The following is a 1608-nucleotide window of genomic DNA, read 5'->3' as shown; positions in this document are numbered from 1 at the left end:
GCAACATGAGCCTCTTGAGCAATGTCTACACCTACAACAATATGATGAACGGTAATGTTTTCAATGAGTTGATTTTGCTTATCTTGTGATTTAAACTTCATAGTAGAGCGTCCTCCTGGATGATGGAATTAAAGGGCTTTTGACCCGTTRCGTACTYCCATCGTACAGAGGCGCTCGTTTTTTTACAAAGCTGAAATTTATCCATCTACAGGAATCTAACGGATAACTTTAGTTCAATCACGGCATTAAGGCAGCTGATTGCGCTCAGCTGCCTTTTTCATTGAAATAACGAGAGATTAGCGCAACCACTTTATCCCATTTACGTATAAATATTGGTCAATTATAGGTTAGCGAAGAGAGGTATTCGAATGAATTTTAGGATGTATAGACAAGAAATTAATCAAATGATAGACAGTTTACCTGATGAAGAATTAGTGAAAGTTTACTGGTCTATTGAAGCTATCCGCCAAAAATATCTCTTTACTAAAAACATGCATGATAAAGGAGTAGTTATTTTAACTTTATTAGATAAAGAGCATGGAATTATGGACCAGTGGGATAGCGCATTTGCAAAGAACATTAGCGATGAGACCAAAAGTGAAATTCGTTATAATCAGTATAAGTGRCATATTTTTAGTTTTAATAAGCAAGTTTGTATTGAAAAAGAGGCAGCGAGAAACGCATTTGATGCTATAACTAAAAATGAATTATTTGTCATGTATCAAAATATACCTGATATTGTATTTGAATATAATAACGCTAGTGATATTGTTGCATCCGATTTTGATTATGAACAAGATATATATCTATTTGATAAGAATTTTACATGGACGTATGTATACACTCATGAATCTATGTGCGGACCATACTTTTACACAAATGTTTAGGGTTAGTTAGGCTTCTCAAAAAAAAGAAGCAAATTAATGACAACAGGCTGCCGAAATAATCAGCAGCCTGTTGAACAAAAGGGCAGATTACGCTAAGTACTAGAAAGTATTGACAAAATAATGAAATCGCTTTATTATTCGTTTATACAATTTAAATCGATTTAAAAAATAAAAGGAGCATCTAGTGAAAAATTTTACAGTAACAATAAAAGACGTTGCTAGTCTCGCCAATGTTTCAACGGCGACCGTATCCTTAGCTCTCTCGGGAGATCCAAGGGTAAACGTGAAAACGAAAAAATTGGTTGAAGAAGCAGCTGCGAAACTGAATTATATTCCGAACGAGATTGGCCGAAGTCTCAGAGCTAAGAAAACGGAAACCATCTCATTTATCATCCCCAATACCTCTCATCATGTGTTCACTCACCCTTACTTTGCTCAGCTACTAGAAGGAATTAACGAAGTGCTCGATAATCATAATTATAATTTGATGCTATCGACAAGCCCATCGGAAAAGGATGAATCTGCCGCCTACAATAAAATATTGAAAAATCGCCGAACAGATGGGATCATACTTTCGTCGGCTTCCATACATGACAGAAACATTCTAAGAATGGTCGAATCAGGCTTCCCTGTTGTCTATTTGGGGAAATGGCACCATGACGATGTGCTAACGGTCGAAAGAGATGATATGGGGGGGGCTTATACAGCTACAGTGCATCTA

Annotated in this window: 2 protein-coding genes; both read left to right on the top strand. The window is 36.3% G+C overall.

Annotation, left to right across the window (positions count from 1 at the left end):
- The first annotated feature begins 368 nt into the window (after positions 1-368).
- Positions 369-887, top strand: coding sequence for a DUF4275 family protein (locus tag AC1DUA_RS36750; protein WP_477504426.1), 519 nt, complete (start codon positions 369-371; stop codon positions 885-887).
- Positions 888-1071: 184 nt separating this feature from the next.
- A partial coding sequence (locus tag AC1DUA_RS36745) for a LacI family DNA-binding transcriptional regulator (protein WP_477504425.1) occupies positions 1072-1608 on the top strand: 537 nt, incomplete at its 3' end.

It is taken from the genome of Paenibacillus sp. 01T422 (assembly GCF_056398785.1).
Note: the sequence above shows the minus strand (reverse complement) of the source record. Positions and strands in the feature narration are given on the sequence as shown.